The sequence below is a fragment of the Ectobacillus funiculus genome, from assembly GCF_004138295.1.
In the GTDB taxonomy this organism is placed as follows: domain Bacteria; phylum Bacillota; class Bacilli; order Bacillales; family Bacillaceae_G; genus Ectobacillus; species Ectobacillus funiculus.
On record NZ_SCFM01000052.1, the window covers coordinates 37,192 to 43,884 of the forward strand.

The window sequence follows — 6,693 nt, forward strand, 5'->3', positions numbered from 1 at the left end:
TTTATTCTCCTTGTTTAATTGCTAGATTGGAAATCTCCGGAATTATTCTTTTTGTCAGGATCTTAGGTGAGTTGGCAAAGTTTCCAATTGTCGAACCTGCAATATGTGGTGTTATCGTTATATTGTCGAGCTGTAAATAAGGATGATCTTGTGGTAATGGTTCTTGATCATATACATCTACCGCTGCACCAGCAATTATTTTTTCTTGTAAGGCTTCAATCAGATCACGCTCATTGATTAAGCCGGATCGAGCACTATTGATTACAACAGCAGACCTCTTCATTTTTTCAAAGTGGGTCTTATTAAGCATATGCTTCGTTTGTTCTGTTAATCGATAATGCATTGAAATGATATCTGCTTCTCTGACTAATGTATCCAAATCAACCTGGCTATCTTCTGTTTCCCCCTTGAAGTAATCATCAAAAAAGATAATTCTCCCTCCAAATGGGCGAAGAAGGTTAGCAACCCTTTGTCCTATCGCGCCGTACCCAATGATTCCAACGGTTGATTCTTTCAATTCTGGGGATAAAATACCATTTGGGTAATATTTTTCCCATTTCCCATTTTTTAAATGATAGTTTCCTCGTGAAATATTCCGAATTTCGGACAAGATTAAACCTACAGTAAATTCAGATACACTTGTATCACTTCTTCCAGGTGTATTAAATACTTTAATTCCTTTTTCCTCCGCATAGCGATAATTAACGTTTTCTATTCCAGCTCGAAGCACTCCTAATATTTTTAAGTTTTTACCTTTATCAATCACTTGTTTCCCTATCGGTGCAAATTGAGTAATGATAATATCATAATCCTCAATACCATCTACAATTTCAGCAGGTAAAGCAATGGCCTCGCTGCCCTCATGCTCCAACTTTATGTTATCCCTCTGTAAAGTTTCCAGGTCTTCATGAAGCCATTCCTTAATAGTAATTTCAATACCTTGATTACGTAATTCAACTAAACCTTCATCCATCATATCTTTCGTAATAAATAAATCAGAGATTGCTAAACATTTCATTGTTCATTTCCCCTCTCTTATTTACACTCTGGCCTGTATCATCACCTGCTTGCTATTCCTGTAACATTACTGATATCCTGAAATTACCTTTTGTGCTTGCCTTTTCAAATGCCTGCTGAATATTTGTTAATGGGACCTTCTCTTCTATTAAATATGAAACATCAATTCGTCTTTCGCTAAGCATTTCCCCTGCATTATTAAAATCCTCTAAAGTAGAGCCAAAGGTTCCTACTAGTTCTAAATTTTTATAATGAATTACATTTGAATCCACATTTAATTCAGGTACTGGATATCCGGCAGCATATAATAATATTCTTCCATGCTGATCCTTCACCATTTCTAAAGCCTGTTGATTAGCTGATGTTGCTCCTGCTGATACAATAACTGCATCTGCTCCACGGCCATTTGTCAACCTTTTCACTTCTTCTACAGGATCCGTGTTGCCAGCGTCAATCATTTCAAATCCCATTTTCCTTCCTATTTCCAGCTTCTTTTCTCCTCTTCCAGAAACAATCACTCTGGCTCCCATTGCTCTAGCAGCTGCTGCATTCAATAAACCCATCGTTCCCCCACCGATTACTGCAACTGTATCATATCCACCTCGTAATCTAAGCTTTCTCATACCATGGAGTACAGATCCGAGGGGTTCTACAAATCCTGCTTCAGATGGCGATAAATCTGAATTCAGCTTCACAAAGCTTTTTGCATTTCTAATAAAATAGTCGGAAAAACCAAAGATTCCATAATATTCATCAGAATAATTTTTTCCAAATAGTTTTTTACTTTGACAGATTGTAATCATATCAGCTTTGCAGTTATCACATATGGCACAATAGTCATATAAGATACTTACCCGGTCTCCTACTTCAAAGGCATCTCCTACTTTATCGCCCTTTGCAATAACAATTCCTGACGCCTCATGCCCGCCAGCCATTGGGTACCCTTGATGTTCCCTTAAACCGAGCCATTGTTGATAATCGGTTGTGCAAATATTACAAGCCTCCTGTTTGACCAAGAGTTCGTCTTCTCTTAACCTCGGTAGTTCCTTTACCCTTACTTCAGCATGTCCTTTTTCTGTTAAAACGGCAAATCTCATTTTATTGGGTAGCATGAATATCGCCCCTTTTTTTAATTACACTTAGCTTTTGTCATCACAAAAAGAATGAAAATCCATAGGCAACTAATACGGATAGAGGTCCTGTAATAACCCTTGAAAATAGGATAGCTGGAACACCGACTGAAATCGTTTCAGGTTTGGCTTCCCCCAAAGTTAAACCCACGGGTGCAAAGTCACATCCTACTTGAGCATTAATGGCGAACAGTGCTGGTAAAGCATATGCCGGTGGAATTGTACCTTTAGCAATTTCCCCACCAATTAATACACCAACAATCGCTCCGATAACTGCTCCAGGCGCAAGCAATGGAGAAAGGAAAGGGAGACCTCCAATTAATGCTAGTATTACCAATCCTGTTATATTACCAGCTAATGGAGTTAGTACATGAGCTAAAATTTCCCCAATTCCCGTAAAGTTAATAATTCCAATTAAAGCAGCAACAAAAGCCATAAACGGTAAAATGTTCCTCATAACTGTATCTATTGTTTCTCTACCTGATTGGTACATAACATTCATAAACTTTCCTGCACCACGGCCAATCACATCAATAAGTTTCATAACAGGATTCATTTTCTTTACTTCAATAGAAGCTTGAGGGACCACATTGATTTTTGATTCGACTGCAGGCTTCCTTTGTATATTTGTTTCTTCAACAGCCGCTGCAACAGTGGCTGCAACAAAGGCTACAGATTCTGATTCAGCTAATGCGATGTCATCGACAGATACATCGGACATAAATATATCTTCAGTCATGAACTTGGCAAGAGGACCTGATGGACTCGCTACCTTAACATTAATCGTTGGAATTCTAAGTCTTGGATAGGTTCCACAACGAGCAGTCCCCCCACAATCAATGACCGCACATAATGTTTCTTCTTTTTCTACTGGATTTTTAAATGAATCAACGGCAATAGCCCCTGTTAAATCCGCAATTCTTTGTGCAACAGGATGAATTCCTCCACCGGTAACACTTATAACATATTTTTTTTGAGAATCTGGTTTTAAAATGAATGGCCCTCCCCAGCCATTTTTCCCCTTTGTAACCTTTACCACATTGTATTCAGACATGTTTTATCCCCCCATATTATGCAACATTTTGTTTGGAAGCTTCATTGCGTTTCATAAGGAATGCTGTAATTTTCTCAGTTATAATTCCTCGCATTAGACTCACGGTAAGACCAGCTACAAGGTACAAAACAGCCAATTCAGATTGATTTCCAACCTTTGCAAAACCATTAGCAATTCCGAGGAAAATAAACAGCTCTGCTGAATTCGCATGTGGAAAAATCCCAGAGATCGGATGACAAAAAGACACAGCAGAATCATAGAATGCAGGTTTCTGTTTTTCAGGAATAAATCTTCCAAAGGTATAAGCCATAGGATTTGTTAAGAAAAACATGCTAAGGAACGGTATGAGTGTATATCTAAATATGGTAAAACGAGAAATCTTTTTCATGAAACCAAAGATTCTCTCCTCGCCGACCAACTTAATAAAAGCGGTTACAATTGTAATCAAAACTATAAGAACAGGAATAATCCCTGTAACAAATCCCATAAATACGCCGGCACCCTCTTTAATCATTGCCATAAATCCCTCTGCTAATTTAACAAAAAGCTCCATTATTTATCCCTCCCAATTAAAGAACTTGTTAAATACTTGAACTTTTTCAGAATCACTATTTAAGCACTATATAATCATTAACCTTAAGTTCTGGATATTCTTCAGGAGTTACTAAAATGGCTCCTGGAAGAAGTTCCTGTGAAGTGTCATCTTTAAAATAAATTGAAAGGTGACCTAGATCTTCAAAATTTTTATTAGCAAGTGACCCTACTTTTTCAATCTTATAGACTTTATTTCCAATTTCTAATGTCCCACCCTCAACAATTGAGTTTTCCGGTTGTTGTTTTACTTCATGAACAACTGAAAATTCCTTTAATTCAGGTGGAGCAGCTGGACCGAAAAGGATTAATAAATTTTCTTCTCTAAACTCTGGAGCAGCTGGACCAATTTCTATAATTTTTGTTTCTAACATAAAAGTTTCTCCCTTCATCTAAAAAATTTTTTATAAATATCGAGTTCCTGCCGACAAAATGAGGATACTGTATGATGATACATTTTCTAGAAGGTAAAATTCTGATTTCCTTACGCTAAGGGTACTTTTGACCAAAAAACCTTATTTTAGGTATATCAATTTACATTAGTTGTCTTAGCGTATAGAATCCGCGAAATGTCGTCAGGATCTCGAATGAAGCACATAAATGGAATAACTGCATAAGAATAGATTTCATTAGGAATCTATATACCTTTTTCAAATAAATATAATCTTTGCACCAGAACTGGAAGTTGAGGACGATCTATTTATCTAGTACTTATATGAGAGTTGAGACTTGTTCAAAACACGCAATGTCATGTTCCAGATTGGTTATCTTTGTTTTTCTGCTTTTACTTAATAGCCATTTGCGAGATGTTGTATCCGCTTACAAAAAAGGTGCACTTACTCAATCATCAATCAATATAATGTTTACATTAATTCGAAATATACAAATAAGATATTTTGTTTTGTGTAATATCCCCCTGATCAGTACTTTTCCCAATGATAGTTAAACAAGCATTAAAGTTATACTAATAATCCTCAAGCACTGAATCTGTATTATGCTGATTTACACCAAATTTGTTCCTTTTTGTTAATTTGTGTTAATTTATATTCAGTATACTATCATGACTTTTATACAGAAGCAATAACATTTTTAATAGTAAGTTAATTTTGTTATTAAATCAAAATTATTTTTATTTTCAGTTATGTTTTATAGGGGAGATCCCTGCAAAGGAACTCACTACTGTTATGAAGGGGGATTTATTTTGATTTTGAAGTATAGGATGTTATTGAAGAACAGTCTCAAAAACTAGGACGTGGGGGAAAATCCACATTGGCGAATGAGATTTTGTAAATTATTCGCAACAGGACCAGTACCTTCCTCAAAGAAACTCAGTCTGGACCTATCTTTTCTAGCAGGGGAGGAGAAAACAAGTCCAGGCTAAGTATATAGATGCCGTAGCTTTTGTGACTTTGATACGGAAGGCTTAGTGGCGTCATTTCCCACTAAGCCAGTTTTTTATTTCATCTGTCACTTCAACATTCATCTTATCGTTGCCTGGTGGTGCTTTAATAAATAAAATAGCTGTTCCCGGTTGTGAACGTTGGGCATATTTAATACCTGGTGGAGTCACATAAAAGTCCCCTTTACGAAAGGTATATTGCTGACCTGTCTCTACATCCTTATATTCTGTCATGCCACTGATCATGTACTGATATTCATATGCTTGAGTATGATAGTGCGGCAATTCACTATAGAATTCATCATATGAGGTGATGCCAATTTCTAGCTTGTTATCCTCTATATGCTCAAGCGCCTGAGGGTGTGATAATTTACCTACTAAGTATTGTCTAGTAGTATCTTCTAATGCCTTTGTAATCTGTTCATTCTTAATAATATGCATTTGTTTATTCATCTAGTTCCTCCATAGATTTCATTAATTGATTTATCTTATAAAGGCTTTACTCTCTCCGCTGAGAGCATCTTGAATTCGTATCTTCTGGGTTACGTGAATATTTAAAGAATCCAACTTGCTTAGCGCAATAAATTCTACCCTTTTTGATTCATCACTAATTACTAGTGAACCACCTATAACCTCGCATAAAAAGCAAATCGAAAATTGTTGTCGAACTTCCCCATCTTCATATGCTATGACATGATTAGGATCACTGTACACTCCAACTAGTTGTTTTATCTCTACATCAAAACCAGTTTCTTCCTTTACCTCCCGCTTAATTGCTTCCTCTACGGTTTCTCCTGGCTCCATTTTTCCACCGGGCAAAGACCACTTTTCATTATCCACTCGTTCTTGAAGTAAAATTTCCTGTCTGTTATTAACAATTACAGCTGAAACAGCAGGAACGATTGTTTGTGGTTTTGGGGCATGTTGATCGTAATAATAATCCTTTCTATTCATTTTTTGCTCCTTTCCATTTCTTTAATATTATTTCACAAAATTTATTGACAACCCTTTCATTTCGTTTTATTATAAGCACATGGCAGTAACATATGATAAACACTGTGTCATATGTTAATAAAACGAATCTTTTGTTACTGTCTAAGAAAAAAGTTAAGATATTTTTCATTATAGATAATGTTGAAAAATTTAACAAACAATAAATTATTTAGCTCGTCTTATTTTTTAACTTTATTATTGGAAAACGATTAAAAGGTTGAACTTTAGGAGTATTTAAAGGGGGATATAACAATGTCGATTTATCAACAGCTTTTAGAAAGAGAACGTGCGAATGAGCCAATTAAAGTGGGTGTTATCGGTGCCGGACAAATGGGATTTGGGATGATCGCTCAAATTTCTAGTATTCCAGGCATGGCAGTAACAGGAATTAGTGATATTAATGTTGAGGCTGCACAAAGAGCTGCAGATTATTATAATTCAAAAGCAGTTAAGAAAGAGCAGATTATTGTAACAAATGATTTCCGTCAAGTGATTCAATCTTCTAACGT

8 protein-coding genes are annotated in these 6,693 nt (G+C 36.1%); 1 reads left to right on the plus strand and 7 read right to left on the minus strand.

Annotated elements, in window-relative coordinates; translation table 11 throughout:
* Window position 1 precedes the first annotated feature (1 nt).
* The 7 genes from EP737_RS21585 to EP737_RS21615 all read right to left on the minus strand — a co-directional run bounded on the left by EP737_RS21585 (window position 2) and on the right by EP737_RS21615 (window position 6,145).
* Entirely contained in the window at window positions 2-1,018 is a 1,017-nt protein-coding gene (locus tag EP737_RS21585; protein WP_129730863.1) for a 2-hydroxyacid dehydrogenase, read from the minus strand.
* Window positions 1,019-1,070: 52 nt separating this feature from the next.
* Window positions 1,071-2,129 carry a zinc-dependent alcohol dehydrogenase gene (locus tag EP737_RS21590; RefSeq protein WP_129730865.1) on the minus strand — a complete coding sequence of 353 codons (1,059 nt, stop codon included), beginning with the start codon at window positions 2,127-2,129 and terminating at the stop codon, window positions 1,071-1,073.
* 40 nt (window positions 2,130-2,169) lie between these two features.
* Entirely contained in the window at window positions 2,170-3,201 is a 1,032-nt protein-coding gene (gene srlE / locus EP737_RS21595) for a PTS glucitol/sorbitol transporter subunit IIB (protein WP_129730867.1), read from the minus strand.
* Window positions 3,202-3,217: 16 nt separating this feature from the next.
* Window positions 3,218-3,754: a PTS glucitol/sorbitol transporter subunit IIC gene (gene srlA, locus EP737_RS21600; RefSeq protein ID WP_129730869.1), complete on the minus strand. Its 537-nt coding sequence runs from the start codon at window positions 3,752-3,754 to the stop codon at window positions 3,218-3,220.
* Window positions 3,755-3,809: 55 nt separating this feature from the next.
* Window positions 3,810-4,166, minus strand: a complete 357-nt coding sequence (locus EP737_RS21605) for a PTS glucitol/sorbitol transporter subunit IIA (protein ID WP_129730871.1) — start codon at window positions 4,164-4,166, stop codon at window positions 3,810-3,812.
* A gap of 1,058 nt (window positions 4,167-5,224) precedes the next feature.
* Complete coding sequence (locus EP737_RS21610) at window positions 5,225-5,644, minus strand: cupin domain-containing protein (protein WP_129730873.1); 420 nt, start codon at window positions 5,642-5,644, stop codon at window positions 5,225-5,227.
* Window positions 5,645-5,674: 30 nt separating this feature from the next.
* On the minus strand, window positions 5,675-6,145 hold the full coding sequence (locus EP737_RS21615; RefSeq protein ID WP_129730875.1) for an NUDIX domain-containing protein: 471 nt from the start codon (window positions 6,143-6,145) through the stop codon (window positions 5,675-5,677).
* A gap of 291 nt (window positions 6,146-6,436) precedes the next feature.
* Here EP737_RS21615 and EP737_RS21620 point away from each other — a divergent pair.
* Window positions 6,437-6,693 (plus strand): 3-hydroxyacyl-CoA dehydrogenase NAD-binding domain-containing protein (locus EP737_RS21620; RefSeq protein WP_246040334.1); only part of this gene is annotated, 257 nt, incomplete at its 3' end.

Bases quoted from the DNA above. Each gene is read 5' to 3' on its own strand.
- srlA (WP_129730869.1), bottom strand. From the start codon at position 3,754: ATGGAGCTTTTTGTTAAATTAGCAGAGGGATTTATGGCAATGATTAAA.
- EP737_RS21590 (WP_129730865.1), bottom strand. From the start codon at position 2,129: ATGCTACCCAATAAAATGAGATTTGCCGTTTTAACAGAAAAAGGACAT.
- EP737_RS21610 (WP_129730873.1), bottom strand. From the start codon at position 5,644: ATGAATAAACAAATGCATATTATTAAGAATGAACAGATTACAAAGGCA.
- EP737_RS21615 (WP_129730875.1), bottom strand. From the start codon at position 6,145: ATGAATAGAAAGGATTATTATTACGATCAACATGCCCCAAAACCACAA.
- srlE (WP_129730867.1), bottom strand. From the start codon at position 3,201: ATGTCTGAATACAATGTGGTAAAGGTTACAAAGGGGAAAAATGGCTGG.
- EP737_RS21605 (WP_129730871.1), bottom strand. From the start codon at position 4,166: ATGTTAGAAACAAAAATTATAGAAATTGGTCCAGCTGCTCCAGAGTTT.
- EP737_RS21585 (WP_129730863.1), bottom strand. From the start codon at position 1,018: ATGAAATGTTTAGCAATCTCTGATTTATTTATTACGAAAGATATGATG.